This is a genomic window from Nonomuraea sp. NPDC049758, assembly GCF_040674635.1.
GTDB lineage: Bacteria > Actinomycetota > Actinomycetes > Streptosporangiales > Streptosporangiaceae > Nonomuraea.
In genome coordinates this window covers 1-1,691 of record NZ_JBFAMZ010000064.1, presented here as the reverse complement: position 1 = coordinate 1,691, position 1,691 = coordinate 1, and the positions used below count along the sequence as shown (strand labels likewise).

Here is a 1,691-nt window from a genome sequence, read left to right as displayed (position 1 = left end):
CTTGGCTCTGTCGCAGATTGCGTGATCCTCGGATCGTCGATCTCGTTGCGGGTTCCACGAAGGAATAATGATCTTCGTGTCTTGCGCAGTGGATTGACGCTCTGCTCCCGCACCTGACGGTGCTGACCGTGGAGGATGCGAAGCGCGAGGGCGGGATGGTGAATATTCGTGCTCGGGTAAGCGGGGTGCGAGCTGCGTGCACGAGTTGTGGCGGGGTATCGGCTCGGGTTCACGGCAGGTACGTGCGCCGGCTCAAGGACGCCGTGGTGGGTGGTGCCTGCGTGATCATCGAGTTGATGGTCAGGCGTTTTCGCTGTGTGAGCGTCACGTGTCCGGTGAAGACGTTCGCCGAGCAGGTACCGGGACTGACTCGGCCGCATGCGCGCTTCACCGACGCCCTGCAGCAGGTGCTGGCATCGATAGGGATGGAACTGGCGGGCCGGGCCGGCGTTCGCCTGGCAGCCTCGCTGGGTCTGCAAGTGGGCCGGGACACCCTGTTGCGCCGCGTCAGGGCTTTGCCTGAGCAGCCGATCGGACACGTGCGGGTGCTGGGTGTCGATGACTTCGCCACACGTAAGGGTCACCGCTACGGCACGATCATGGTGGATCTGGAAAGCCGCAGGGTCGTGGACATGATCGACGGCAGGGACGGGGACGCTCTGGCAGCCTGGCTGCGTGACCACCCGTTACCAGAGGTCATCTGCCGAGACCGAGCAGGCGGCTACGCTGACGGGGCACGCCAAGGCGCACCCGACGCCGTGCAAGTGGCAGACCGGTTCCATCTGTGGCGGAACCTCGGCCAGGCCGTGGAGAAGGACGTCGCCACCGTCCGCCACGACCTCGCAGCAGCGCTGACCGCCGAGGCCGCAGCCACCTGCACCGCCGAACCACCACCCGTAGTGCACCATCACGAGCTCAAAGTCGTCACCCGACTGCGTCGACACCACGCCGCCGTGCATGACCTGCTGAAACAGGGTCTCAGCAAGGCGGCTATCGGCCGGGAGCTCGGCCTGCATCCCGCAACCGTCCGCAAGCTGGCCAACGCCGCCGAGGTCGACACTGTGATCGCCATGAGCCAAAACCGTGCCAGCATCCTGGACGGATACCACGAACACCTGCACCGCCGCTGGAACGAGGGCATTCGAAACGCCGCCCAGCTCACCCGGGAGATCACCACACTCGGATACTCCGGTACCGAGCAGCAAGTGCAACGCTACCTACGGCGCTTTCGCACTGGTGCCGGTCAGATCGCCGTCCCCGCCCCCAGGCCGCCTTCGGGCCGCGACATCACCCGCTGGATTATGTCCAACCCCGAGAACCTGAGCTCTGACGATGCCGGTCAGCTGCGAACCCTTCACGCACGCAGCCGCGCTCTGAACCGGCTGGCCCGGCATGCCCAGGACTTCGCCCTCATGATGACTCAGCTCCACGGCCACCAGCTCGACGCCTGGATTTCCGCAGCCGAAAAGGATTCATTTACCGCGCTGGCTTCCTTCGCTCGCAACCTCCGCCGGGATCTCGACGCCGTCCGTAACGGCCTGACACTGCCTCACAGCTCCGGTCCTGTCGAAGGGCACGTCAATCGCGTCAAGATGCTTAAACGCCAAATGTTCGGCCGCGCGAAACTCGACCTGCTACGCAAACGCATCCTGCGTCCCGCCTAGATCACGCAATCTGCGACAGAGCCCGCA

Annotated in this window: 1 protein-coding gene; it reads left to right on the top strand. The window is 64.9% G+C overall.

All coding sequences use genetic code 11. The features are described 5' to 3' along the window. Positions 1 to 155: 155 nt before the first annotated feature. Positions 156 to 1,664 (top strand): ISL3 family transposase, encoded by a 1,509-nt coding sequence (locus tag AB0J46_RS51885; RefSeq protein WP_364344935.1) that lies wholly within the window; start codon positions 156 to 158, stop codon positions 1,662 to 1,664. Positions 1,665 to 1,691 lie beyond the last annotated feature (27 nt).